Origin of the sequence: Laceyella sacchari (assembly GCF_004343255.1) — a bacterium.
GTDB classification, from domain to species: domain Bacteria; phylum Bacillota; class Bacilli; order Thermoactinomycetales; family Thermoactinomycetaceae; genus Laceyella; species Laceyella sacchari.
This window is the reverse complement of the sequence record NZ_SMDD01000003.1, coordinates 300,620-324,810: the sequence shown is the minus strand read 5'-3', so window position 1 is coordinate 324,810 and position 24,191 is coordinate 300,620. Positions and strand designations below refer to the sequence as shown.

Annotated in this window: 31 protein-coding genes and 2 tRNA genes; 28 read left to right on the top strand and 5 right to left on the bottom strand. The window is 49.5% G+C overall.

The window, feature by feature from the left end:
- A complete protein-coding gene (ftsW, locus tag EDC32_RS11935) occupies window positions 1-1,137 on the bottom strand; it encodes a putative lipid II flippase FtsW (protein WP_132222467.1) in 1,137 nt (378 codons plus the stop codon).
- A gap of 289 nt (window positions 1,138-1,426) precedes the next feature.
- On the opposite strand from ftsW, the gene rodA reads away from it, so the two are divergent.
- The 9 genes from rodA (at window position 1,427) to EDC32_RS11890 (ending at window position 8,562) form a co-directional block, all read left to right on the top strand.
- A complete protein-coding gene (gene rodA, locus EDC32_RS11930; protein WP_132222465.1) occupies window positions 1,427-2,581 on the top strand; it encodes a rod shape-determining protein RodA in 1,155 nt (384 codons plus the stop codon).
- Window positions 2,582-2,750: 169 nt separating this feature from the next.
- Window positions 2,751-3,443, top strand: a complete 693-nt coding sequence (locus tag EDC32_RS11925; protein WP_132222463.1) for a zinc metallopeptidase — start codon at window positions 2,751-2,753, stop codon at window positions 3,441-3,443.
- 148 nt (window positions 3,444-3,591) lie between these two features.
- Window positions 3,592-4,149, top strand: coding sequence for a YhcN/YlaJ family sporulation lipoprotein (locus EDC32_RS11920; RefSeq protein ID WP_132222461.1), 558 nt, complete (start codon window positions 3,592-3,594; stop codon window positions 4,147-4,149).
- 398 nt (window positions 4,150-4,547) lie between these two features.
- Window positions 4,548-4,844 carry a DivIVA domain-containing protein gene (locus EDC32_RS11915; protein WP_132222459.1) on the top strand — a complete coding sequence of 99 codons (297 nt, stop codon included), beginning with the start codon at window positions 4,548-4,550 and terminating at the stop codon, window positions 4,842-4,844.
- A 15-nt stretch (window positions 4,845-4,859) separates the two neighbouring features.
- Entirely contained in the window at window positions 4,860-5,243 is a 384-nt protein-coding gene (locus tag EDC32_RS11910) for a hypothetical protein (RefSeq protein WP_132222457.1), read from the top strand.
- Between the two features lie 139 nt (window positions 5,244-5,382).
- Complete coding sequence (locus tag EDC32_RS11905; protein WP_132222455.1) at window positions 5,383-6,999, top strand: peptide ABC transporter substrate-binding protein; 1,617 nt, start codon at window positions 5,383-5,385, stop codon at window positions 6,997-6,999.
- Between the two features lie 299 nt (window positions 7,000-7,298).
- The gene (locus EDC32_RS11900; protein WP_132222453.1) at window positions 7,299-7,664 is read left to right on the top strand and encodes a hypothetical protein; all 366 of its coding nucleotides are present in this window, start codon (window positions 7,299-7,301) and stop codon (window positions 7,662-7,664) included.
- Between the two features lie 94 nt (window positions 7,665-7,758).
- Window positions 7,759-7,832 (top strand) — tRNA-Gly (locus EDC32_RS11895).
- A gap of 97 nt (window positions 7,833-7,929) precedes the next feature.
- A complete protein-coding gene (locus tag EDC32_RS11890) occupies window positions 7,930-8,562 on the top strand; it encodes an O-methyltransferase (RefSeq protein WP_246026938.1) in 633 nt (210 codons plus the stop codon).
- A 149-nt stretch (window positions 8,563-8,711) separates the two neighbouring features.
- Here EDC32_RS11890 and EDC32_RS16400 read toward each other — a convergent pair whose 3' ends face one another.
- Window positions 8,712-9,005 carry a PGPGW domain-containing protein gene (locus tag EDC32_RS16400; protein WP_158283356.1) on the bottom strand — a complete coding sequence of 98 codons (294 nt, stop codon included), beginning with the start codon at window positions 9,003-9,005 and terminating at the stop codon, window positions 8,712-8,714.
- Between the two features lie 101 nt (window positions 9,006-9,106).
- On the opposite strand from EDC32_RS16400, the gene EDC32_RS11880 reads away from it, so the two are divergent.
- The 6 genes from EDC32_RS11880 to thiI all read left to right on the top strand — a co-directional run bounded on the left by EDC32_RS11880 (window position 9,107) and on the right by thiI (window position 14,346).
- Window positions 9,107-9,667 carry a beta-class carbonic anhydrase gene (locus EDC32_RS11880; RefSeq protein ID WP_132222449.1) on the top strand — a complete coding sequence of 187 codons (561 nt, stop codon included), beginning with the start codon at window positions 9,107-9,109 and terminating at the stop codon, window positions 9,665-9,667.
- Between the two features lie 15 nt (window positions 9,668-9,682).
- Complete coding sequence (gene msrA / locus EDC32_RS11875) at window positions 9,683-10,153, top strand: peptide-methionine (S)-S-oxide reductase MsrA (RefSeq protein WP_022736600.1); 471 nt, start codon at window positions 9,683-9,685, stop codon at window positions 10,151-10,153.
- Window positions 10,154-10,272: 119 nt separating this feature from the next.
- Window positions 10,273-10,620, top strand: coding sequence for a CHY zinc finger protein (locus EDC32_RS11870; protein WP_375163151.1), 348 nt, complete (start codon window positions 10,273-10,275; stop codon window positions 10,618-10,620).
- 106 nt (window positions 10,621-10,726) lie between these two features.
- Window positions 10,727-11,767, top strand: coding sequence for a LacI family DNA-binding transcriptional regulator (locus EDC32_RS11865; RefSeq protein WP_132222447.1), 1,041 nt, complete (start codon window positions 10,727-10,729; stop codon window positions 11,765-11,767).
- A gap of 219 nt (window positions 11,768-11,986) precedes the next feature.
- Window positions 11,987-13,150: a cysteine desulfurase family protein gene (locus tag EDC32_RS11860; RefSeq protein WP_132222445.1), complete on the top strand. Its 1,164-nt coding sequence runs from the start codon at window positions 11,987-11,989 to the stop codon at window positions 13,148-13,150.
- Window positions 13,147-14,346, top strand: coding sequence for a tRNA uracil 4-sulfurtransferase ThiI (thiI, locus tag EDC32_RS11855; RefSeq protein WP_132222443.1), 1,200 nt, complete (start codon window positions 13,147-13,149; stop codon window positions 14,344-14,346). The genes EDC32_RS11860 and thiI overlap by 4 nt, the downstream gene beginning before the upstream one ends.
- A gap of 11 nt (window positions 14,347-14,357) precedes the next feature.
- On the opposite strand, the gene EDC32_RS16545 is transcribed toward thiI, so the two are convergent.
- A complete protein-coding gene (locus EDC32_RS16545) occupies window positions 14,358-14,516 on the bottom strand; it encodes a hypothetical protein (protein WP_211341928.1) in 159 nt (52 codons plus the stop codon).
- A gap of 79 nt (window positions 14,517-14,595) precedes the next feature.
- On the opposite strand from EDC32_RS16545, the gene EDC32_RS11850 reads away from it, so the two are divergent.
- Window positions 14,596-15,288, top strand: coding sequence for a TerC family protein (locus EDC32_RS11850; RefSeq protein WP_246026937.1), 693 nt, complete (start codon window positions 14,596-14,598; stop codon window positions 15,286-15,288).
- A gap of 94 nt (window positions 15,289-15,382) precedes the next feature.
- Here the strand turns inward: EDC32_RS11850 and EDC32_RS11845 are convergent.
- Window positions 15,383-15,457: transfer RNA gene (locus EDC32_RS11845), tRNA-Gln, on the bottom strand.
- Between the two features lie 189 nt (window positions 15,458-15,646).
- On the opposite strand from EDC32_RS11845, the gene EDC32_RS11840 reads away from it, so the two are divergent.
- The 12 genes from EDC32_RS11840 to EDC32_RS11785 all read left to right on the top strand — a co-directional run bounded on the left by EDC32_RS11840 (window position 15,647) and on the right by EDC32_RS11785 (window position 23,124).
- A complete protein-coding gene (locus EDC32_RS11840) occupies window positions 15,647-16,762 on the top strand; it encodes a GspE/PulE family protein (protein ID WP_158283355.1) in 1,116 nt (371 codons plus the stop codon).
- Entirely contained in the window at window positions 16,734-17,777 is a 1,044-nt protein-coding gene (locus tag EDC32_RS11835; protein WP_132222440.1) for a type II secretion system F family protein, read from the top strand. Before EDC32_RS11840 ends, EDC32_RS11835 begins: the two co-directional genes overlap by 29 nt.
- 13 nt (window positions 17,778-17,790) lie before the next feature.
- Window positions 17,791-18,126, top strand: a complete 336-nt coding sequence (locus tag EDC32_RS11830; protein WP_132222439.1) for a competence type IV pilus major pilin ComGC — start codon at window positions 17,791-17,793, stop codon at window positions 18,124-18,126.
- Window positions 18,123-18,560 carry a prepilin-type N-terminal cleavage/methylation domain-containing protein gene (locus tag EDC32_RS11825; RefSeq protein WP_132222438.1) on the top strand — a complete coding sequence of 146 codons (438 nt, stop codon included), beginning with the start codon at window positions 18,123-18,125 and terminating at the stop codon, window positions 18,558-18,560. Before EDC32_RS11830 ends, EDC32_RS11825 begins: the two co-directional genes overlap by 4 nt.
- On the top strand, window positions 18,557-18,934 hold the full coding sequence (locus EDC32_RS11820) for a type II secretion system protein (RefSeq protein ID WP_132222437.1): 378 nt from the start codon (window positions 18,557-18,559) through the stop codon (window positions 18,932-18,934). The genes EDC32_RS11825 and EDC32_RS11820 overlap by 4 nt, the downstream gene beginning before the upstream one ends.
- Window positions 18,918-19,406 carry a hypothetical protein gene (locus EDC32_RS11815; RefSeq protein ID WP_132222436.1) on the top strand — a complete coding sequence of 163 codons (489 nt, stop codon included), beginning with the start codon at window positions 18,918-18,920 and terminating at the stop codon, window positions 19,404-19,406. The genes EDC32_RS11820 and EDC32_RS11815 overlap by 17 nt, the downstream gene beginning before the upstream one ends.
- Window positions 19,390-19,767: a hypothetical protein gene (locus tag EDC32_RS11810; protein ID WP_132222435.1), complete on the top strand. Its 378-nt coding sequence runs from the start codon at window positions 19,390-19,392 to the stop codon at window positions 19,765-19,767. Before EDC32_RS11815 ends, EDC32_RS11810 begins: the two co-directional genes overlap by 17 nt.
- 27 nt (window positions 19,768-19,794) lie before the next feature.
- Window positions 19,795-20,316, top strand: coding sequence for a shikimate kinase (locus EDC32_RS11805; protein ID WP_132222434.1), 522 nt, complete (start codon window positions 19,795-19,797; stop codon window positions 20,314-20,316).
- Between the two features lie 42 nt (window positions 20,317-20,358).
- Window positions 20,359-20,580, top strand: a complete 222-nt coding sequence (locus tag EDC32_RS11800; RefSeq protein ID WP_158283354.1) for a YqzE family protein — start codon at window positions 20,359-20,361, stop codon at window positions 20,578-20,580.
- Window positions 20,581-20,746: 166 nt separating this feature from the next.
- Window positions 20,747-21,853: a flavodoxin-dependent (E)-4-hydroxy-3-methylbut-2-enyl-diphosphate synthase gene (gene ispG, locus EDC32_RS11795; protein WP_132222432.1), complete on the top strand. Its 1,107-nt coding sequence runs from the start codon at window positions 20,747-20,749 to the stop codon at window positions 21,851-21,853.
- Between the two features lie 133 nt (window positions 21,854-21,986).
- On the top strand, window positions 21,987-22,199 hold the full coding sequence (locus EDC32_RS11790; RefSeq protein WP_102992916.1) for a DUF378 domain-containing protein: 213 nt from the start codon (window positions 21,987-21,989) through the stop codon (window positions 22,197-22,199).
- 217 nt (window positions 22,200-22,416) lie between these two features.
- A complete protein-coding gene (locus tag EDC32_RS11785) occupies window positions 22,417-23,124 on the top strand; it encodes a gamma-glutamyl-gamma-aminobutyrate hydrolase family protein (RefSeq protein WP_132222430.1) in 708 nt (235 codons plus the stop codon).
- Window positions 23,125-23,176: 52 nt separating this feature from the next.
- Here the strand turns inward: EDC32_RS11785 and EDC32_RS11780 are convergent, their stop codons facing one another.
- Window positions 23,177-24,190 (bottom strand): cytochrome d ubiquinol oxidase subunit II, encoded by a 1,014-nt coding sequence (locus EDC32_RS11780; RefSeq protein WP_102992914.1) that lies wholly within the window; start codon window positions 24,188-24,190, stop codon window positions 23,177-23,179.
- Window position 24,191 lies beyond the last annotated feature (1 nt).

Sequence of the window (24,191 nt, the reverse complement as noted above, 5' to 3'; positions counted from 1 at the left end):
TTACATATGGACAGGTCGAGCGACGGTTGGGCGCTTGCTTGTCTTTTCTTTTTTGGTGCGATAGCGAGAGATGTTAAGCAACATGCCTAAGCCGATCATTTTGATAATCAGAGCTGTCCCCCCATAGCTAATCAGCGGCAGAGGAACGCCAGTCACGGGGAGCAGAGCAGTGACAACACCTAAGTTAAAGATCGATTCGATGGCCATCAAAGTGACGATCCCGATTCCGAGCAGTGTGCCAAATTGGTCGGGCGCCTGCAATGCGATCAACACTCCGCGCACGATGAACAGGATGAACAACAAAATCACAAACGATCCCCCGACAAACCCCAATTCTTCTGAGATGATGGAAAAGATGAAGTCGGTATGAGCTTCAGGCAGATAAGCGAGCTTTTGGATGCTTTCGCCCAATCCCACTCCTGTCAAGCCACCGGGGCCGATGGCGATGAGCGATTGAATGATCTGGTATCCTTCATCATTGGGATTGCTAAGCGGGTTTAATAATGTGTGCAGACGCTCGATCCGGTAATCGCTAGTCAGCATGATTAAAATCATGGCCGGGATGCCGGACATGAGCAATAAGGCTAGGTGCTTGATGCGCGCGCCGGAGCAAAAAATGATCACAAAGCAGGTGGTGACGATGATAACAGTTGCGCTGAAGTGGGGCTCCAACACCAACAAGGAAGAGACCAAGCCAATAACGATCAGCGGCGGTAACAAGGCCCGCTTGAAATTGTCCAACAGGGGTTGCTTTTTTACCATGATCGAAGCGGTATAGATGATCATGCCTAGCTTCACAAGTTCCGACGGCTGGAAATCAAAGAAGCCCAAGTCGATCCAGCGGCGCGCGCCGTTGCGTACTTCGCCGAACAAAAGTACGGCCAATAGGAAGAAAAGCGAAAGAAACAAGATAATCCCTACGTATTTGCGGTAAACTTGGTAGGGGATGTTGGAGACCACAAAAAACAGCACCAGTCCCAACAATCCGTAGACCAATTGCTTTTTGAAAAAATAGTATGAGTCCTGCAAATCCACATAGCCTTTAAAATAACTGGCGCTAAACACCATGATGAGGCCGATACCTAACAAGGTAAAAGTGATCAAAATCAGCCAAAAGTCAGGTTTGCCGCGTTTCATAACTACAATCTCCTTTTAGCGAAGAGTTATCCTTTATCCTAAATGGCGTGATGGTAAACGGCTCCGCCTCCCGGGATGGCGGGGAAACAGGAAAATAGGTTTACCAGCGCATGTTCGTTTGTTAAGCTGTGATTAGTTGTGGCGGGACTGAAGACAAGCGTGTCCGCGGGCGCAGGAGTTGTACCTGCAAAGCCGCGCACGGGGCGAATCGGCGTAGTACCGTGCGCTGTCGTCAGGAAGTGTCACAGGTGATGGTCAGACTCTGATTGCAAAAAAGGGGCAAGGGATCATGAGAACAGTCCAGAAAAAGAGGTTCTTAATTCTTAACATTGATCCATTTATTATCATGATGGTATTGGTATTGGCAACTATCAGCATTGTTGCCATATCGAGCGCAACTTACACCGACCCCACTTATGTAAATAAGCAGATTGTATGGTATGTAGTGGGTTTTCTATGTATGTCTATTTTTCTCCTGTTGGATTATAAAATTTTGTCACAAGGGAGATTTCTGTACATTTTGTTTGGTTTCAGCGTGTTGCTGAACTTGTTGGTGATGGTGCCCGGTTTGGGGGTCGAGGTGAACGGTGCCCAGCTGTGGTTTCGCATCGGTGGTTTTCAGTTTCAACCTTCGGAAATGATGAAGCTGATCCTGATTTTGATTTTAGCCAAAGTGTTGGCGGAGAAAAAGGGTCACCCTTGGTCCGACCTGTCTTCTCTTGGGCGCATTTGCTTGTTGTTTGGGGTGCCGTTTCTCATTATTTTAGCACAGCCTGACTTGGGGACGTCACTCATCCTCTTCGGTATTCTGCTTAGCATGTTGCTGGTGAGCGGACTCGATTGGAAATGGTTTGTGAGCGGGCTTTTGGTCATTGGTTCAATCGCGGGCAGCGTTCTTCTTCTATATGTTACAGACTCTCCGCTGTTGCACGTCATTCTTCAGCCGCACCAGGTCAAACGGATTCAAATTTTCATCGATCCGGCATCTGACCCGTCGGGAGCGGGCTACCAATCAACACAGGCAAAGATCGCGATTGGCTCCGGTATGTTACATGGCAAGGGCTTCCATCAAGGGACGCAGGCGCAAGGTAATTGGATACCAGAACCGCACAATGACTTTATTTTCGCTGTCTATGCAGAGGAATTCGGCTTTATCGGCGCCAGCATTCTCATTTGCGCCTATCTGCTATTGATATACCGCATGTTGGTTGTCGCCTTGCGTTCGGATCACCTATTTGGAACCTATATTGTGGCGGGAGTCATGGGGATGTTTGTGTTTCAAATCTACCAAAATATCGGAATGACGATCGGCTTGATGCCAATCACGGGAATCCCTCTTCCCTTGATTAGCTATGGGGGCAGTTCGTTGTTGACGCAAATGCTGGCGATTGGATTTGTGGTCAATGTGGGTATGCGCACCCAGACGGATGCACTGTCTTTTTGAAATGCATATCACTTCATGGCACCTATGGCTTAGAAGCCCGGGTGCTATTTATTCTGTTTTGGAATTGGAAAAACAAACCTATATTTTTACAAATTATTGATTTCTATCAAATCGCTGTCATGTTTTTAGATGAAACGGGGTAAGGTTATGATAGGGGGGAAGGACAGAGATGATCAATGCATTGTTTGGTTTCACATTTGTTGTCGGTTTGGCGTTGACCCTATGGGCTCAGTGGAGAGTGAAAAGTAATTTCAACCGCTGGTCGCGGGTCGCAGCCAGATCGGGAATGACCGGGGCTGAAGTTGCCCGGCGCATTCTTGATGACAATGGATTACACCATGTACCTGTTCAAGTGGTGCCAGGACGTTTGTCGGACCATTATGACCCGACCGCGCCTGCTGTCCGCTTGTCCGAAGATGTCTATTATTCAAACTCGATCGCGGCTATTTCAGTGGCGGCGCATGAGTGCGGCCATGCCTTGCAACATAAAGAGTCCTACGGGGCATTGGTATTTCGCCACCGCATGGTTCCGGTACTGAACTTTACATCCGGAGCGGCGCCCTTCCTGCTGTTTGCTGGCGTTGCTTTTCGTATGGCCGGCCTTCTGGTGTTGGGTCTTATTTTCTTTTCCACAGTGGTTCTTTTCCACTTGGTGACTCTGCCTGTGGAATTTAACGCCAGCGCCAGAGCCAAACAAATCATGGCGCGGCAAGGGTTTATCAACGGTGTGGAGGAAGAGCGGGGAGTCAACCGGGTGTTGGGTTCAGCTGCATTCACCTATGTTGCCGGAGCGTTGGTCGCTTTGATGGAGTTGTTACGATATATTGTGCTTTTGCTTTTGCAAAATGGCAGTGATGATTGATACGGGAAAGCAAATGGGCTTTCCCGTTTTTTTTGCCAATAACCTCCTTAGTTTCCTGATTCTCTACTGGCGATTAGACACATAATCGCCGGGGCGCAACCCATACTAACCCTGAGCGGAACCAGTTGAACCAAGGGAGGCAGATCGTGTGAACAGTAGAAAATGGATGACGGGCGCAGTAGCCGCTGGGCTGTTGGTAGCGACATTGACCGGATGTGCTACCAATAACAAAGAAGCGGTGGAAAAACGGCAAGATCAGGGCATGCGGACAACGAGAGTAACCGACAGGACTTACAGACAAATCAATCGTCCGGAGTATCCCAATGTCGCCAGAAACCGCTATGACACCTTGGATGACAACATGGCGCGGGGGGTTCGGTTGGCAGACAATGTGGCGTACGAAGTGGCCCGCATGCCTCAAGTGAACTCCGCCTCGGCGATTATCATGGGCCGAACCGCTTACCTTGGAGTGATGCTGAAAAAAAGAGTTGGGGACGGGAAAATATCCCAAGACCTAAACCGACAAATTTCCGCTCGGGTGCGTGCTGTTGATCCTAGCATCCGCCGCGTGTATGTGTCGCAAAACCCTGATTTTGTCAAGCAGATGAACAACTATGCCCAGGATTTGCGACAAGGTCGCCCAGTGCAAGGTTTTTTCAAAAACTTGATGGATATGATTCGGCGGACTTTTCCGGAAGCCAGATAATGGATTTGGGGGCGGGAGAATTTCAACCGCCCTTTTATTGTTTCTATAAAAATCACTGGGTGTTTTGTCATTTGGCCGTTGGTTGAAACAGCAGGGTTGAGCGGCCGTGGCGGAAGCCGGATTGATTCGATCAGGGCATGATGAAAGGGGACGCATTGGTGTAATGGGTTTTGTAGGGAGTCATTATAAGAAAATGGGCTGGAACCGTGTCATTCCAAAAGGAAAAATGAACTTTTAATAAATTTCACTCTTCCTTAGAAACGGAATCTTGGTTATTCTATAAAATAAGATGGGATATATTCATCAACGCATCTGAATCTTCATACAAAGAAGATGTTTCATCGAAAATGTTTTTATATAATGAATGTAAATGGAATGCAAAGGGGAGCGTGTTGTAGATGAAAAGAATCACTCCGATGGAGATCTTTAATAAAGATTTCAAGCATGCCATAAGAGGGTACGATATCGAGGAAGTGAATGAATTTTTGGATTTAATCATAAAAAGCTATGAAGATGTATTGCAGGAAAACGAATATTTGAAGGAACAGCTTAAAAAGGCCAAAAGTGCCGCCGGCCGGCGCACAGGTAACACCGCGCCACATGCGGCCGTTGGTAATAGCGGCGGGGAATATGACGAAGTGATTAAAAACATCCTTAACCGGTTGGAACATCTCGAATCATTGGTGCTCAGATAAAAGGGGGATGGCGATTTGTCCAAACTTCAGCGTTTTTTCAGCGGCGTGGTGGAAACCAGTGACGATGCCAAGGAGAACGCGTTGCGAACAAGGTATTACCGTGACCGTTTGTCAAACGCCGTGGCCGCGCTCAAACAGATTCCTGCTCAAGCATCTCGCTTTCGGCTGATTCATGTTGATAGTACCAGAGGTGAGGTGATGCTGGAATATGCCAATGGGTTGGGATTGAAGCATGATTTGGTGGTCACTGTGATTGAGGTGTCGCCGATGCGACTGGCGGTAGATGTGCATGCGGCTTTGCGGGCTCGTTTTGTTGATATGGGATGGAATGTACAGGCGATCAGCATCATCTATGCCATGCTGGATCGGCAGTTGGCCAAGGATGAGCGGTTGCATTGAAGGTGGCATGAGGGGTGCGCCTGCGCACTTCTTTTTTCGCAAAAATATTCAGTTTATTCTATTTATATAATATAATGTGTTTATTACGTCATTTATTGCGAAAAGTGAAGGGATTGGCGAGGGAAAAGGGGGAATCGATGTGAAACGGATTGGATTTATATCGTTGCTTATCCTTTTAGTGGCAAGCGGATGTCTTTCCGGTTGCACCTCTGGGGCCGGCCAAGGCACGGCGGACGACAAGACATTGCAATTAATTTTGAGCGGTGAACCAACTTCGCTTGATCCGGCTGATGCGTTCGACTCTGATACTTTGGACGTGACACACAATTTGTTTGAAGGGTTGATGCGCTTGGACAAGGCGCACAAGCCGCAACCAGCTGTGGCGGACAAAGCGGAGTTGAGCGCAGATGGCCTTTCTTACACCTTCAAGTTAAAAAAAACTTATTGGTCCAATGGCGATCCATTGACAGCCCATGACTTTGAGTACGCTTGGAAACGTGCGCTCAACCCGAAACGAGCTTACCAGACCGCTTTTTTGTTTTACTTCATCGAAGGGGCGGAGGAGTATAACACAGGCAAAGGTACGGAAGACCAGGTTGCCGTGAAAGCGGTTGATGACATGACGCTAGAGGTAAAATTGAAACAACCCACTCCGTCTTTTTTGGAATTGGTGTCATACCCTGCTTTTTCACCGGTTAACCGGAAAGTGGACACACAAAATGCAAATTGGCATGCCGAAGCGAAAACATATGTGAGCAATGGCGCCTTCAAATTGGCCGAATGGAAGCACGACGCTGAACTGAAGGCGGAAAAAAATGAAAAATATCATAACAAAGACAAGGTGAAGCTGACTACCCTCCATTACTCTGTCATCAACGATAACAAGACCGCCTACACGATGTTTAAAACGGGTAAGTTGGACGTCGTGTCAAAGTCGCAGGTTCCAGCCGACTTGGTTCCTTCCCTGATGGAGAGTGGAAAGCTAAAACCATCTGATGGGAACGGACTCGCTTTTTTCCGGTTCAATGTGGAAAAAGAGCCGTTTACCAATCAAAAAGTGCGTAAAGCATTTGCCCTTGCCATTGACCGTAAAACCATTGCTCAACAGATTATCGCCGGGGGAGAGCAACCCGCTTACGGCTATGTGCATCCATCGGCGCCTAACGATTTTCGCCAAATCGGTGGCAATTTGATCCAGGATAATCAGACCGCCGAAGCGAAGCAGCTGTTGGCCGAAGGGATGAAAGAAGAAGGTTGGGACAATTTGCCGGAAGTTACTTTGCTGTACAGCAATTCTAATGAGAAGAATAAGAAAGTGGCGGAAGCTGTCCAAGAGATGATCCGCAAAGGCTTGGGTGTGAACATCCGGTTGCAGGCCAAAGAGCGAAAAGTGTTCTTTGCCGATGAGCGGTCACAAAATTACAAGATGTCCTTGTCCAGTTTTTTGGCGGATTATAACGATGTGTACAACTATCTGGAAAGCTTCCAAACGGGACATTCCATGAATCGAACCAATTGGAGCAATGCTAAATACGACGAGCTGTTGAAGGAAGTGGCCAATACGGCAGATATCAAAGAGCGAGACCGGTTGCTCCATGAAGCGGAAAAAATCCTGATCGAGGAAGCACCATTGACGCCATTGTATTTCTATACCAATGCGGTAGTGGAGCAACGTGGGATCACCGGCATCCTTCGACATCCGGTAGGCCCGTCAGATTATACGCAAGCCGACAAGGTGAATGATGGTAACGATTAATATGTGTGGGAATAAAGACGGATTCCCAGCTGCTTCCTATGCGTCGGGGGCGCTCACTTTATACCACTTATGCGCCAACTCGGATCGCTGGATACCTGTTTACCTGTGCTAGGTGGCAGACGCCGTGAGCAATCGAAAAACCATTTGCAAATAAGCCTGTTCAGGGTTCCCCTGGAAAATAAAAAGTCCGCGAAGTATTCCCGCGGGCTTTTTACTTTTTCAAATGGGGTTTATTAACAGGTAGAGCCATAGGAAAAAGGAGCATACTAACTGCAGGATAGCGAGAAAGGAGGGGTAAGATGGCTGACAGACCAAATCAACATACAGACGAAGAAAGACGCGTGTCCAAATTGGATCATGATGAGGAAGTGGCGGCGGAGTTTTCACCAACTCCTGCGGGCATTCCCATTCGTACCAACAACAAGGAACACAATGAGAGGGAAGGTGCGGATACGGAGAACAGCGGGGTGGGACTGGGAATTACCGCGCTTATTTTGGCAGTGCTCTCCTTTTTTATGTTGCCGTTCCTTCTCGCGCCGGCGGGAATTATCATCGGTGCGATTGCGGCACGCCGTGGGAGCAGTTGGGGAATCTGGGCGGTTGCGGTCGGCATCATCGCGGTGATTGTTTCCTTGATCGTTTTGCCATTTCGGCTGATATTTTAAGCACCCCAAAAAGCTCCCGCTTTGGGGGCTTTTTGTGCTTGCCAACAGATTGGTTCTCTGTTAAAATATTAAATGTCAGCGAACATATTAATATGCGGATGTAGTTCAATGGTAGAACTCTAGCTTCCCAAGCTAGCAGCGCGGGTTCGATTCCCGTCATCCGCTCCACATTTTTAAAGAGATACCTGCAAAGGTATCTTTTCTTTTTATTTAACGCTAAAATTAATTTGTAGGATCACCAATTACAATAAAGGGGAGAAGTTTCTTGCGGGAACAAGAATATGTTCGCTCGCTATTCGCCCAAGAGGATGAAGTGTTGAAAAGCATCGCGCCTGGTTTGGATGAGCGGGGTATGCCGCAAATATCGGTGCCGCCGGAAGTGGGCAAAACCCTATATCTGTTGGCCGGTTTATCGGGAGCCAAACGTGTGCTGGAAATTGGAGCGCTGGGCGGATACAGTACGATCTGGCTGGCGCGTGCACTGCCTGCGGACGGGCAAGTGATTTCGTTGGAATTGAAGGAGGAGCATGCGGCATTCGCGCGGGAGAATGTGGCCAAAGCCGGGCTGGCAGATCGCGTCACGATTATGGTGGGTGATGCCACAGAGAGTTTGGCTAAGCTGGTGGAAAGTCAAGAGAAATTTGATTTCTTCTTTCTCGATGCTGATAAGCCCAACTATCCGCACTACCTGGAACAAGCGATTGCATTGGCTTCGCCCGGCGCGGTGATTGCTGCCGATAATCTTTTCCAAAACGGCCGGATTTTCGACGAATCCTACCAAGGGCCTTCTCCAGTGACGATTCGTCGGTTCAACCGACAACTAGCCGAAGATCCGCGGTTGGAATCCATTATTCTGACCATCGGGGACGGTTTGGGCGTGTGTCGCGTCAAAAAATAAAAACTTCCCTGTGATGGGAAGTTGCCTTTAGTGCTACGGAACAAGTGTAGGCGCTTATTACTGAATCGGCGCCTACTCTGCGAATTTTGCAGGATGGGATGTGTCAGTGTTTTTCGTGCGTGAAGTGGGAAAGGGGATGGCAACAGCTTTCATTCTTGGTCGGGGGAATTTGCACCCCAATTGCGTTTTCTCTTGTTGGGAGGAATGATCCAACCTTCCACTCGATGAATCCAAGAGTCGAATGTGGCCGACAGCTTGGGGTAACGCGATTTCAAGCGTTCCAGCCACCGCTTGGCCCAAGGGGAGCTTTTTGACAAAAGATAAAGCCCGATCAGAAGGAAGAGGATGCCCTGTAAAAACGGAAGGAATAATCCAAGCACGCCGAGAATGAGAAAAAACCAGCCAAAAATGTTATAGAGCAACATGCGTTTCGTCGAATTCATGCAACGAATCGAACTCCTTTGATGCGTGTTTTTTAACAGTATACCCGAGCTGCGCATGGATGAATATGAAGGATTTTTGGCAATGAACTGGGGGGATTCTGATGAGCCAATTGGAAAACATCTTGCAACATAATCGCGAATTTGTGGAGAATAAAGCTTATGATCCATATAAAGCAAACCGATATCCCCTCAAGAAGCTGTTGGTCGTCACTTGCATGGACACGCGATTGGTGGAATTGCTTCCTCGGGCGCTCAACCTCAAAAACGGGGATGCCAAAGTGTTGAAAACAGCCGGTGCGCTGATTTGTCAGCCATATGGTAGCATCATGCGTAGCGTGTTGGTGGCTGTCACGAAGTTAGAGGCTCAGGAGATCATGGTTGTCGGCCATCATGATTGCGGTATGGTCGGCTTGACAGCGGAAACGGTGTTGGAGGAATTGAACGAACGCGGCATCACGGACGCTGATCTTACCCGCTTGAGCGAAGATGGGGTGGATGTAGGCACATGGTTGCGCGGGTACAAAGATGTGGAGACAGGCGTGATGGAAAGTGTTAAAATGATCCAAAACCATCCTCTGTTGCCCAAAGATGTGCTTGTGCACGGATTGGTGATCCATCCGGAAACCGGAGAATTAACCTTGCTTCACGATGGAAGAAAATGAGTGGAGGGTATGGATATGGCATTGGCGACATTTGGTGCAGGATGTTTCTGGGGAGTAGAAGAGACGTTCCGCAAACTGCCGGGCGTTTTGAACACCGCCGTCGGTTATATGGGTGGGACGAAAGAAAACCCCACATACGAAGAAGTGTGCACAGATAAAACAGGACACGCAGAAGTGGTACAAGTCGAGTTTGATCCGGAACAAATCACGTATGCAGATCTGCTGGATGTGTTCTGGAACAACCACAACCCAACCACTCTCAACCGTCAAGGCCCCGATGTGGGCACTCAGTACCGTTCCGTCATTTTTTATCATGATGAAACGCAAAAGAAACTTGCGGAGGAATCTAAGCAAGCGTTGGATCGCTCGGGTCGCTTTAAAAACCCGATCGTCACCCAAGTGGAACCGGCTACGACTTTTTGGCGGGCTGAAGAATACCATCAGCGCTATCTGCAAAAGCGTGGCATGGATTCTTGCCATCTGTGACGCTACCCCTAACCGTGATGGGTTGCTCCTTATTTGGGGTGGTTCGCGGACTATAACTTGGACATGGGCTGCCCTCTTTTGGGCTGGCCCATTTTCGTTTTCAGAAGGGAGATGGTCCAGTGGGCGAGGTGATTATTCACGGAGCTGTTGTCGACGAAGAAACCCGATGCGTCCACTATCGTAGCGAGCGGGATATCATCGCGATTCGTTTTGCGTGTTGCGGTCGTTATTATCCTTGCATCAAATGCCATCAAGAGGCGGAAACCCATTTGGTCAGAACCTGGAAACCGGAGGAGTGGGATCAAAAAGCGGTCTTTTGTGGCAGTTGCAAACAAGAGCTGTCCATACGGGATTATCTTTCAGCCGCAGGGGCTTGTCCGTCGTGTGGCCGATCGTTTAATCCAGGGTGCCAAAAACATTGGCACCTGTACTTTGAGATCGGGCAACAGTTTGGATGTCCACGGTAAAACCTTTTTCGATCGTTTGCAAGCTGGTTTAGCGCTGTTTAACCAGAAAATGTGCGGCAACTGGAGTATAATGAAGGTGAACAATGATGGGTGAAGGAGCGCTTTTATGGTTACAATCAAAGATGTTGCAAGACGGGCGGCTGTTTCCCCTTCAACCGTTTCCCGTGTGATCGCGGGAAGCAACCGGATCAGCCTTCAAACGAAGCTGCGTGTGCAACAGGCGATGGAGGAATTGAATTATGTTCCCAACGCTATTGCTAGAAGTCTGGCCAGAAGCCATACGCGTACCATCGGTTTTACAGTTGCCAGGCAAGCCGATGAAGCTTTTGCCAACCCTTTTTTTTCAGAAGTGATGAGAGGGATGTCTACGGTTGCCCAAGCGCGTGACTACAATATATTGCTGTCGATTAATCCATCCGCGGAAGAGGAGCGGGAAAAATGTATGCGCTTAATCAAAGAGCGGCGTGTCGACGGGTTAATTGTATCCACCTCCCGGATGAAAGACCGCTTGATTGATGCCTTGGCAGAAGAACAGATTCCGTTTGTGCTCATCGGACGAAGTGCGGAAAAGCCCGTGCTGTCGGTCAATAATGACAATGTACAAGCGGCACGAACGGCGACCATCCACCTGTTTGAACAAGGCTATGAACGGGTCTTGTTTCTTGGTGGAGACCGCCGCCTTGTGGTGACGCAAGATCGCTTGGCCGGTTACAAGCAAGCATGTTACGAATGGCAACGCGCATATGATGAAGCCTATGCGCTTGAAGCGGAGTTTTCGATCGAAGGTGGGTACCGGGCGCTTTTGGAAGCAAAAGAGAGAGGGATTGCCTTTGACGCTGTGCTGGCGGCGGACGATTTGTTGGCACTGGGCGCGTTCAAATACGCTGAGACAAGCCATTACCGGGTACCTGAACAATTGGGTGTGGTTGGTTTCAATGACTCGCCGCTCCTTTCGTTTGTAAGCCCCCCGATGACCAGCGTCAGAATATTGGCATACGAATTGGGGATTGAGGCGATGGAGCTGTTGATCGACACGTTGGAAAAACCGGCCAAGGCGGGGATGAAAAAAGAGATTCTGCTCCCTTCTGAACTGATCGTGCGCGCATCAAGTGTTCGAAGCGGGGGAGAGAAGACTGCCGGAAGGTAAGGAAGGTATGCTAGGGTGTGTCTGGCAACGCGTGAAGCGAATGAGAAAATAGTTTTGGAGCTGCTGGCATATTCATCAGACACGCTCTAGTGGGAAGGGAACTGTCAGCATGATACTGATTTGTCAAGAAGCTCACACCTGACCGTCATGTCAGGTGTTTTGTTTTATGTTAGAATGGTGAAGTTATAGAAGTGAGGAGAATGAAAGGAGGGTTGTGCGATGATCTATTTGGACAACAGTGCGACGACGCAAACAGACGCCGACGTGATCAAGGTGATGGCAGATGTGATGGCCAATGTGTACGGGAATCCGTCTTCTCTGCACGGGTTGGGGGTCAAAGCGGAACGGCTGATGGAGCAAGCCCGTAAAATCATTGCTCAAGAGCTCGCTGCCAGTCCGCAGGAAATCATTTTCACCTCGGGCGGAACCGAAGCAAATAATATGGCAATCAAGGGAGTGGCCGAAGCGTATCAGCACCGGGGCAAGCACATCATCACCACCGAGTTGGAGCACCCTTCAGTCTATGATACATGCAAACAGTTGGAACAGCGGGGATGGCGGATCAGCATGCTCCCTGTTGACCATTTGGGCCGCGTCAGCCCTGAATTGGTGGAACAATCCATAACAGAAGACACTGTGCTTGTCTCAGTCATGCACGTCAACAATGAAATCGGAACCGTTCAGCCAATCAGTGAGATTGGGAAACGGTTGAGACGTTATCCCAAAGTTTTGTTTCATGTGGATGCTGTCCAATCGTTTGCCAAGCTTCCCATTCATCCCGAACAATGGGGGATTGATCTATTATCGGTGTCAGGGCATAAATTTCACGGGCCGAAAGGAATCGGCTGTTTATATAAGCGAAAAAATCTACAATTGACGCCCCTTATTGCCGGCGGTGGACAAGAGCAAGCCTTGCGATCGGGCACGCAAAATCTACCCGGTATCGTCGGTTTGGCAAAAGCGACTGCGCTCGCAGGCAAACAAAGGGATGCCTTTATGGAAAGGTGCCGTGCATGGAAGGAGTGGCTGATTCAGCGCATAACCGCTGAAATCAAGGAGGTCCGCGTCAATGGTGATCTGACCGGTAACGGTGGGGCTCCCTACATATTGAGTCTCTCTTTCCCCGGACTGAAATCAGAGGTCATCGTGCATGCATTGGAGCAAGAGGGGGTATTCGTTTCCAGCAAATCAGCGTGTTCATCCAAAAAAGAGGTTCCCAGTCGGGTGCTCAAAGCGATTGGGTTGGAGGATGAAGCGGCGGTGGGCTCCATACGCATCAGCATGGGCTTGATGACGACGGAGAAAGAGGTGCGCCATGCGGCGGAAGCCTTGCTAAAGGTGATTCCATCATTACAACAAGTGATAAAGGTGCGTAAGAGATGAAAAGAAACTGCATTTTGGTGCGATATGGTGAACTGGCCTTAAAAGGCAAGAACAAAGCGGAATTTGAAGACCGTCTGGTAAAAAATATCCGTGACAAAGTGAGAAGGTTTCCAGGCGTTCAAGTGAACAAAACCCATGGGCGCATTTTTATTGAGTTCGGGGAACAAGCTGTCGAGCCTATTTTGGAAGAAGTGTCTCAAGTGTTTGGCTTGGTAGGCATCAGCCCGGCGATTCGTGTCGCCTCTGATTGGGAAGAAATTAAAGGTGCGGTGCGGGAGTTGGTTGAGTCACAACGTGATGCCGTCCGCACGTTCAAAGTGAACAGCAAACGGGCCAATAAAACGTTCCCCCTCGGTTCACAAGAGATGAATCATCGGTTGGGTGGCTATCTGTTGGGGATGTTTCCTCAGCTCAAAGTAGATGTGCACAATCCGGAGTTGACCGTTCATGTCGAAGTACGTGGGAAATATTCTTACGTTTACGGCAATGACATCAACGGGCCGGGAGGCTTGCCTGTCGGTGTGAGCGGGCGCGTAATGTTGCTCTTATCCGGAGGGATTGACAGCCCTGTCGCAGGCTACTTGGCGCTGAAACGCGGTGCTGAATTGCATGCGATCCATTTTCACAGTTATCCGTTTACCAGCGAACGGGCCAAACAAAAAGTGATTGATTTGGCGCAGACGCTTACGCGTTACGGTGGCCGCATTAAGTTACATGTGGTGCCTTTTACCGAAATCCAAACAGAAATTAACAAACACTGTTTTGAGTCGTACTCGATCACCGTCATGCGGCGCATTATGTTGCGGATATCCGAAGAGGTGGCTAAGCGCAATGGGGCGTTGGCGCTGGTAACTGGGGAGAGCTTGGGCCAAGTGGCCAGTCAGACACTTGAGAGCATGAATGCAATTAATGATGTAACCCGTATGCCGATTTTGCGCCCGGTGATCGGAATGGACAAACATGAGATCATGAATATCGCCAAGCGCATCGGCACTTATGAAACATCGATTTTGCCTTATGAAGATTGTTGTACCGTCTTCTTGCCCAAAGCGCCCAAAACCAAGCCAGATAAAGAAGTGGCTCGTGCGCAAGAAGCGAAGTTGGACTTGGAGCGGTTGATCCAAGAAGCGGTTGATGGCGTCGAAGTGATTGATTTAGTTCCAGAACAGCCGGATGAGGAACTCTCTTATTTCTGAACGATCGCAGGCTAACGTGCCGGGAAGGGAAGCAGGCTACTTATGGTTGTACGCCTTCCTGTCATCGCGCGACCCGTTTTATCATAAGGATAGGGTGACAAGCCTCCCGGCGCCCCTTTGACCGGGGCAAGTGCCGAACCTGCCGGTGTGAATCGTTCATTTGTGTGCATCCTTGTTTCGTCCTGGGTTGGGGGATGAGGATTCGGGGTGGATGGATTTGCAGATTACTGCTAGATGAGGGGCTGAACAATGGAAGCGATTGGGTTTATGGATTTGAAATTTTGGGTTGGTTTTTTCAACATCATTATCTTGGACCTTATTTTAAGTGGCGACAATGCGGTAGTCATCGGCATGGCTGCGCGGAATCTGCCGGAACAGCAACGGAAGAAAGCGATTCTCTTTGGGGCGGGGGCGGCGATTCTGTTGCGAGCAACCTTGACCGCCGTCGCCACATATCTGTTGGAAATCCCGTTGTTGATGACTATGGGCGGGTTGTTGCTGTTGTGGATTGCCCTCAAGCTCTTGCTGGAAGAAGATGAAGGCCCTCATGTATCAGTGGGTACCACCTTGGTTTCAGCTATCAAAACGATTATCATTGCCGATGTAGTGATGAGTCTTGACAATGTGGTTGCCGTCGCTGCCAGCGCCCATGGGAACGTATTCTTGGTTCTGTTTGGACTGGCTCTTAGCATTCCCATCATCATGTGGGGCAGCGGATTGGTGGCAAAGGTGATGAATCGCATTCCATGGTTGATGTATGTCGGATCGGCCATACTGGGTTATACAGCTGGTAGTTTGATTGTCGAAGACCCGTATATTTCCAAAACATTGCTGGAAGGACAGGAAGGCTGGAGCATCGGGATTCCGATCGTGTTGGCGGTTTTGGTCGTTTTGATCGGGTATACGCTCAAAAAAAACATGGGCAAACAAAAAACGGCATAGTCTGTGAAGAATGGCTTCCATTTGGGGAGCCATTCTTTATATGGTCAGGTTGAATGAAAAAAGTGGTTGTCCCATCTGGGTCAACCACTTTTTTTGGCTGGGGAAGTAGGATTCGAACCTACGCATCACGGAGTCAAAGTCCGTTGCCTTACCACTTGGCTATTCCCCATCGCCGGCATCATTATTGTATGCCGATGGGACTCATGTCATGCACCATCCATGAAATTTTTTTATTTTTATTTTTTGAAATGAATCGAATAGACGTTCTGTTGTTGGTGAAAAAAGGCAGGATTTTTCATATTAAGGTAGAAAATGTCAAATCGACTCCAAATTTGCTTGGATGAAATGGAGAGATGGGATGGTGGGGAAGAAACACGATGTCATGCACTTCATCAATCAGTTATTGACTAAAGCAAGCCAACAGCGGGCGAGTGACATTCATATTGAGCCACAGGCAACGCATGTGCGGATTCGACAACGCATTGATGGATTTTTGCTTGAGACGGATCAGATAGCCAAAGCATTTGCCAATGCCCTTATCTCCCATATTAAAATCACCAGCCACTTGGACATCGGTGAGAAACGGATGCCCCAGGATGGAGCCATGCGATGGGAGGAAAAGGATGTTTGCCTAGATGTCCGTGTGTCTACTTTACCGACGGCCCATGGCGAAAAAGTGGTGTTACGATTGCTCAAAAACGAGCAACAAGCCTATCAGCTGGATGATTTGGGGATGCAACCCGCAGAACGGGAAAGAACGGAGCTTCTCTTGCGGCGGGGAAGCGGACTCGTCATTGTGTCTGGGCCAACCGGATCAGGCAAAACGACTACCTTGTACGCCATGATTCAAGCATTAAACCGGACAGAGGCCAATATTGTCACCTTGGAGGACCCCATTGAATTGAAGCTACACGGAGTTAATCAAGTCCAAATCCGCCCAAAAGCAGGTTTGACCTTTGCCCGGGGGTTGCGGTCGGTATTGCGCCAAGACCCTGACATCATCATGATCGGGGAGATCCGGGATGAAGAAACGGCCAATATTGCGATAGGTGCGGCGCTATCAGGTCATTTGGTGCTCTCTTCACTACACACATCTGATGCCATTCGGGCAGTCACTCGCCTGGTTGACATGGGCATCGCACCGTACCGTGTCGCCGCTTCGTTGTCGGGGGTGATCGCGCAACGGTTGGTGCGCCTGGTTTGTGACCAATGCGGTGGCGAGCGGTGTCCTGTCTGCCAACACACGGGATATCATGGGCGAACGGGTGCATTTGAAGTGGTGGGAATGGATGAGGATCTGGAACAGCTGATTGCCAAGAGGGCCTCGTTGGCCGACATGCGAGCTCTTTTGCGGGAACGTGGGGTGAGGGGGCTCAAAGAAGCGGTAAAAGTGTTGGTAGATCAGAATCGGACTACTTATGAAGAATGGATGCGGGTGATCGAAGGTGTGGAGAAAGAACAAATGGAGTGCTGAACAGTACATGTTATACAGCCAGCAGATGGCCCATTTGCTGGACAGTGGGATCCCGTTGTTGACCAGCTTGGATGTGCTTAAGGAACAACGGTTGATCTCCAAACGGTTTTACAAGCGGCTGGTCCATCTGTTGAATCAGGGATTTAGCTTGTCCAATGCTTTGGAAAAGTTGGCTTTCCCTGCTCTTTTCATCTCATTCATCCGGGCGGCCGAGGAACACGGGGATTACGCACATGGTTTTAAACAATGCGAGTCTTACTATGAGACGAGAGCCTACTGGACCCGCGAGCTCGGCAAGTCGCTCATCTATCCGCTATTGGTGCTGGCGATTGCTAGTTTGGCCTTATTGTTCCTGTTGGGGGTCGTGTTGCCCCGATTTACCGAACTGTACCAGATGATGGACGTGCCACTTCCGGGACTGACCGCTTGGCTGTTTACCGTGTATGCTTCCGCAGGGGCTTGGATGCCGAAGGCAACGGTGTGGGTCGGGGGCGGATTGACTGCTTGTGTGGTGGCACGCATTGCTCCCAGGCCGATTCGAGCGTGGCTGGCTAGAGGTTTGTTTTGCTTGCCACTGGTGGGAAGCATGTTGAAACATCGGCTGACTCATTTTTTTGCCATTCAATTGGGTTCGCTTTTAAAGGCGGGGGTTCCGTTGCTTGATGCACTTCAGGCTTTGCGCAAGATGACACCGTGGCCGGTGCTCGATCGGGTACTCAACGCCATCGTGGACAGTGTGATGGGCGGTGCCTCATTGTCGGAAGCGATTAGCAAAAGCGGTCGCGGTTTGTTTTTACCGTCGCTTGTGAAAATGGTGGCATTGGGTGAGGAAAGTGGGAAGCTCGACCAAATCCTGCTCCACTTGTCCCATGGTACGGGGATGGTCATTAAAAACCGGTTGGAGCGGTTCACCCGCAGTGCTGAGCCATTGTTCATTTTTATCATCGGCTTGTTTATCGCCGTGATCATCATCGCGATGTTTTTGCCATTATTACACCTGGTGCGGGCGATTTAAAGGAGGTGGAAGGATGAAAGGTAGAAGCTTTTTTGGTGAGAGGGGCTTTACTTTGATGGAGATGCTGATTGTCGTGTTCATCATCGGCGTGATTTTGACCATTGCGTCTCCCAACTTGCTGGTGGCAGGGGAGAAGGCTAAACGGCAGGCGGATCGGGCCAACCGGCAGATGATCGCCGCCCAAGCCGATAATTATTATCTGGAGTATGGAGAATATCCAAATGATGTGAAGGAGTTGGTGCGCCGCGGATACTTGCGTTCTGCTCCAAAATGTCCATTTGGTGGCGAATATCTGATACGACGCTCTTTGAACATTACGGCGGAGCAGAGGGTGGTATGCGCCAAATGAAGACCGGGGAACGGGGATGGACGCTGATTGAGTTGGTGATGGTTATCATCGTGTTAGGATGGATGTTTTCTATCGTTTATCCCGCTTTCGCAACCATGGGGGAACGGACAGAACGGCAATTTTTTCTTGGGGCGTTGGCCAGTGAGCTGTCTTTAGCGCAGACGGAAGCCGAGAGCAGGGAGAGGGAAGTGACGGTAATTCTTGATAACGCTCGTAAACGAATCACAGTTAGCCAAGGTACTAAACGTCAAAGAATGTTGCTCATTCCGGACAAATATGTTGTGACCAGCAATTATCCGAGGAATCAGATCATTTTTCGTGAAACTGGACAAGTGCGTGGGGGGACGATCTGGTTAAAGCGCCAAGGGGAACCGATTGGCAAAGTCGTGGTCCATGTGGCTTCGGGTCATCCAAAGGTGGAGTTGGGGCCATGAATGGGCGGGAACGTGGTTTCACCTTAGTTGAGACGATAATGGCTTTTTTGGTGTTTGGGGTTTTGACTGCTTTTGCTGTTCCCTTGTGCCGAGAATTGAATCTGCAACTTCATGAACAACAAATGGATATGGAGATGGTTCGCATCTTGGAAGATAGAATGGAAAGTCTGGCGAGCGACACGGGATTAGCGGGTTCGGGTGCGGAAAGGCTCCCTGGTCGGACAGAGGGAAGCGGCCCCTACCACGTTTATTGGCGGGCGGTTGAGATTGAACCACGTCTGTATGAAGTGTGGGTGGAGGTGAAAGGAAAGGATCGTGGCGGGAAAATCCATAAAAAACGCTGGGTTACGCACCGGTTTGTCGAAACGCAGTGATGACGCTGGCTTCACCTATGTGGAACTTATGATCGCCTTCATGCTTTTGCTGCTGTTGTTGCCGGCCCTGTTCTTCATCGCCCATGCGTTTGAAACCAACCTGAAGACGTTTGTCGGGCAACAGGAATTACAACTCGAGTACATGGCTTTCCGGCCCTTGGTCGAGCGAGACATTGCCCAAGCGATACATATTGTCACCATGGAAGGCGGAGTGCTGGAGCTGATCCATCCCGATGGGAAGGCTGTTCGGTACCAGACAAGCAATCGGCAAGTGATCAGGCGAGTCAAAGAGGCTGGTGCGAACCGGTTTTCAGGGGCGACGGTCGTGCTTCGGCATGTGTATTATATGGGATTTCACCCAGAGCGGCGGGGTGTTCGATTGGATATGGGATTGCAGAATTGGCTGGCAGATTTGGATATAAAGATCTTCATTGCGGGAAGGATGGGCGTTCACCATGCGGCAGACCGATGAACGTGGCATGGCGTTGCCGGCAGTGACAGCTGTGACCACTCTGCTGTTCACCTTTGCAGCCCTTGTGGCCACCATGGCTGTGCGTGCGGATAAGGCAACAAGGCTGTACGAAGAGCGGATGAGAGTCAAATACGCGACCGAAACAGGGGTTGCCAAAGTCCAACAGGAGCGGTCATTGGGAAAGCGCCAGCCGGAGACGCTACTCAATGTGGGTGGCGTGATGGTGGTCGTTCAGATCGAAGAAAAAGAAGACGGCACCTTACGGGTGGTGGCGACCGGTCACGGCGAACAGGGAGTGCGGCAAACCATTGCCGTTTTGCTGGATCAAAAGACGCTGGCGATTATCAAATGGATTGGGTAACATGGTTAATAAAAAACGGAGGCAACCATGCAACACAACAAACGGCATTTGGCACTGATCGGGATGATGGGGACGGGGAAGACCACGGTTGGACGGGCGGTTTCAGAGCTGCTTGACATGACGTGGAGAGACACGGATCAGGAATTGGTGGCTAAATGGGGATGTTCCGTTGCCGAATTTTTTGCCCGTTATGGGGAAGAGCGGTTTCGAGAGGAAGAAACGGCGATGCTACGCACCTGTTTGGAAGAACAAAGGCTCCTGTTGACGACAGGTGGAGGGATTATCTTACGCGAGCAAAATCGCCAGCTCTTGACCCAATGGGCTTATGTTGTTCATCTAGACGCTGATCCTGATGAAATCATTGAGCGCCTGCGACGTTCTGAAGAGGAGCGCCCCTTGCTCCGTGGTGATCTGTCTGCACGGGTGCACGCTATTTACAAAGCCCGACGCGACTTTTATCGCTTCGCCGATTTGCGAGTGGACACGACGGGCCGCGCGGTCAGCGATATTGCGGAGGAGATCGTCCGTGCATGGCGGGAGCATGTTTAAAGGCGGACGGCATCGGCTATGCTAGTGGTGAGGTGGGGCGATATGTCTTTCAAGGATTGGGTCTGTTATCTATTGGAACGCTGGCTATGGTACGTTGAGACGCCCAAGCACGAACGGAAAGAATTAAAACAGATGAGAAGGGTGCCATGGACGGTCAGATGGTTTGGATTGATTCCTTTTTCTATGAAGATGGCCGTTGACAAACAACGGTCCCGGCTAAGAAGTCGCACCATGACTAAGCGTTCCATCAGAGAAGCTGAATGAATTGGCTCACCACAAATGAAGTTGAAAATGAAAGATTATGTGAAGGAGCAGATGATGCTCCTTTTCTTTATATATGTGTGGTATACTTTGTAATTGAAGTTTCCAAGTCCTAATTGATAATCATGAAACATGATGCCATGTTGTCGTAAAAAGGAGAGAATCCTTTATGTATCATCGTACGGAAACAAGAGTGGTTAAGGTCGGAAACATACAAATCGGTGGGAACGACCAAGTGGTCATCCAAAGCATGACCACGACCAAGACACATGATGTAAAAGCCACTGTCGCGGAAATCAAGCGTTTGGAAGAAGCAGGATGTCAAATTGTGCGTGTCGCTTGTCCGGACATGCGTGCCGCGGAAGCGATTGCGGATATCAAAAAAGAGATAAACATTCCGCTTGTTGCTGACATTCATTTTGACTATAAGCTGGCCTTGAAAGCGATCGAAGGCGGCATTGATAAAATCCGCATCAACCCGGGGAACATTGGGCGCCGCGAAAAAGTGGAAGCGGTAGTGAAAGCGGCCAAAGAACGGGGGATTCCGATTCGGATTGGAGTTAACGCCGGCTCATTGGAAAAGCGGATTTTGGATAAATACGGTTATCCCACCGCGGATGGTATGATCGAAAGTGCCAAGCATCATGTAGGCATTCTGGAAGATCTCGATTTTAAAGATATCATTATTTCCATGAAGGCGTCGGATGTGCGTTTGGCGATTGAAGCGTACCGAAAAGCGGCGGAAACGTTCCCTTACCCATTGCATCTGGGAATTACCGAATCAGGCACGCTTTTCTCCGGCACGATCAAAAGCTCTGCCGGATTGGGTGCTTTATTGGCAATGGGCATCGGTAACACCGTTCGTATCAGCCTGAGCGCCGATCCTGTGGAAGAAGTGAAAGTGGCGCGCGAGTTGTTGAAATCGTTTGGTTTGGCTGCCAATGTTGCTACGTTGATCTCTTGCCCCACGTGCGGCCGGATCGAAATTGACCTCATTAGCATTGCCAATGAGATTGAAGAATACATTTCGACTGTCAAAGCGCCGATCAAAGTGTCCGTGCTCGGATGTGCAGTCAACGGGCCCGGTGAGGCGAAAGAAGCGGACATCGGGATCGCCGGTGCACGGGGAGAAGGGCTATTGTTCAGACACGGCCAGATTGTGCGCAAAATCCCTGAAAAAGACATGGTTGCCGAACTGAAGAAAGAAATTGACAAACTCGCTGAAGAGTATTACCGCAAGCAAGCGGCCGACACCAAAGAGGAAGTGAAGGTGTGACGGTCGTTCATGCGCCCCTGTCAGGGCATTTCGTCCTGGCGGGGGCGTTTTTTCGTCATGGTGGGATGGTTATAAACTCCATGGTTTGAAGCCATACTATGAGTAGACCTCGCCATGGAAAGGAGGACAGGGAATGAGAAGTTTTGCCCTAACCTTGGTTATTATCGGAGCGTTGAATTGGCTGTTGATTGGATTGTTTCAGTGGGACTTGGTAGCGGCGATATTTGGCGGTGACACGATTCGGGAATCTTCCGCATTCAGTCGGGTGATTTACAGCTTAGTTGGCTTGGCGGGGATTTACGCTATTCGTTTCTTCTTTGATGAACGGGCGACAGTAAACGATTGAGTGACATGCGATATATGGAGCCTCAGGTAGATGCCTGGGGCTTTTTTGAATGGCACAAACTCTCTATAAAGGGGAGTTAAATGTCTAACTTAACATATGGATGAACTCTTTTATAATGGAAGTGAATACACTGCATGCGAATGATTCATACAGATGGAAATATTCTGTGCAATGCGCATCAGCAAACATGATAAATCCAGACTGGGGAGTGTGGAGAATGAACCCGATCATTGGGATCACGATGTCTCGGGAACACGAACAGCAACAGATTTTGTCAAGAGCATACAGCGATGCAGTCATCCAAGCGGGCGGTGTGCCCTTGTTAATCCCGTATACTACTTCGGACTCAGTGATTAAAGAGATGAGCCGGGTACTGGACGGCCTGTTGTTGTCGGGAGGAGGTGACATCGACCCCACATTGTTTGACGAAGAGCCTTTGCCGGGATTGGGGCGGATCGATCCCGACCGGGACGAGATGGAGATCGCGCTCATCGAACAATTCATTTCTCAAGATAAACCGATCTTGGGCATCTGCCGGGGGTGCCAAATCCTGAATGTTGCTTTGGGCGGAGGGATGTTCCAAGATCTTCCCTCACAAAAGAGTGACTTGTTGCAACACGCTCAACAAGCTCCGCGATACCATGCCTCCCACACGATTCATATCGAAGAAGGCACGCTTCTCCACCAAATTTATTGCAAGTCGGTGGCTAAGGTTAACAGCTTCCATCATCAAGCGGTCAGGGAAGTGCTGGCGCCCTTGCGAGTGAGTGCGGTGTCTCGGGATGGTGTGGTGGAAGCGTTTGAAAGCGAACAGCATCGATTTGTGTTGGCCGTTCAATGGCATCCAGAAGAGATGGTGCATATCGATTCTGACGCTGCCAACTTGTTTTCGGCGTTTGTGGAAGCATGTCGGCAACAACCATAATCTTCGATGTGCATGCGAAAAGCCCCCCGATACTCACCGGGGGGTTTTGGAATTATTTTTCACCGCGCACATATTTGGCGTTAAACAAGAACAGCCACATCAACAGTGCGATGGAAGGGATGAGCAAGAATAAACCGGCGATAAAGGCGCCGACCAAGGCCCAACCCATGGTACTGTTTGTCAGCGCACTCGAAATGGTGACGTAATCATATAACAGATAAGGCATATGTGACATTCCGTAACCGAAGAAAGCGTAAGCGAATTGGAACATGACAAAGATAAATTGAATTCCTAAGTTCTGACGCTTCCACATCAGATAGACTGCGACACAGAAACAGAGGAAGGAAGCGCCAAACATCCAGCCAATGGAGAGAGCGTTCTCGAAATGAACCGGATTATGTTTGGATAAGCTCCAAAATACCAGCAGACTGGCGAGAATGGTAGGGCCGCTCCAGAATAACGTGTATTTGCGCAACAGCTCACGAGCAGCTGTGTCTCCGGCCCGATCAGCGTAAAAGGTGAGAAAGCTGGCGCTGATGTACAAAATGCTCACCAGAGCCAAGAACACCACGCTCCAAGAATAGGGGCTGGTCAATAGACGATCTGCGTGGAAAACCACTTCCGTGCCAACTTTTTCAATAAATCCACCTTCCGAAATGGTTAAGACGGTGGACAGCGAAGCGGGAATGAACAAACCGGTCATGCCGTACAAGAACATATACACGCGGCTCTGGCGGGCGCCGTAATTGGCAAAAGCGTAAAAGGAGCCGCGGATCGTCAACAGAATCAACGCGATGGAACCGGGAATCAACAATGCCGTGCCATAATAATAAGCGGTGTCTGGAAAGAAGCCGACGCAACCGACGACAAAAAAGATGAGAAAAACGTTGGTAACTTCCCAGACCGGCGACAAATAGCGACTGATGATGTTATTGATGATATGGTCTTTTTTGGTCAACATGCTGTAGTACGAAAAGAACCCGGCTCCAAAATCAATCGATGCCACAATCAGATACCCGTACAGAAAAACCCATAGGACCGTAATCCCGATGATTTCTAATTTCATG